The sequence below is a fragment of the Streptomyces griseocarneus genome (assembly GCF_014655595.1).
GTDB classification, from domain to species: Bacteria; Actinomycetota; Actinomycetes; order Streptomycetales; family Streptomycetaceae; genus Streptomyces; species Streptomyces griseocarneus.
Map to the genome: position 1 here is coordinate 1 of NZ_BNBL01000038.1, position 698 is coordinate 698.

Consider the following 698-nt stretch of genomic DNA (forward strand, 5'->3'; position numbering starts at 1 on the left):
TGCCGTGAGCGTGCTGGGTGTGCAGCGCGTCGGCGGTGATGACCGTGCCGGTCAGGTCGACGCTGTCCAGCAGGGGCCGGAAGGCGGGGATCTCGTTGCTCTTGTCGGTGACCTGGCGCTGGGCCAGGACGTGGCCGGTGTGGTCCATCGCGGCGAGCAGGGTGACGTGCCCGGTGACGTGGGTGCGCGAGCCGCGCAGAGCCTGCCGTCGACGGCGATCGCCCGCAGTCCGGGGCCGGCCGGGGTGGCGCGGGCGGTGAGGAAGGCGCCGATCGCCCGGTCCAGGGCGTCGCCGTCGAGCTGGACGAGCAGACGGCGCAGGGTGTGGGACGGACACGGTGCCGGAGAGCGGGTCGGTGGGGAAGCCGAGAACCCGGCAGGACCACGCAGGGACGTCGCCGATCCATTCCGTGATCGCGGTGAGCGAGCGGGCACCGGCCAGGACACTTGCCGCGGCCGCGGCGACCAGGGCGGACAACCGGTAGCGGCGGCCACGGACGCCTCGCGGGTCGGGCACCAGGTCCAGGAAACCGGACAGCGCGACCGCGTCCGCCAGCGGGACCGGCGCGGCAGCCCGGCCCAGTTGGGCCAGCGCGGTGGGCATGGGAGAAGATGCAGGAGCAGGCACGGACTCGCCAGGTGTTCATGGGACTTCGACACTCACATGATCACTGAGACCGTGCCTGCACTGCGTCCGC

At 72.9% G+C, this 698-nt stretch carries 1 protein-coding gene; it reads right to left on the bottom strand.

Going from position 1 to position 698, the window contains the following annotated elements:
• The coding region (locus IE295_RS33165; protein WP_229923032.1) for a transposase family protein at positions 1-604 on the bottom strand (604 nt) is incomplete at its 3' end.
• Positions 605-698 lie beyond the last annotated feature (94 nt).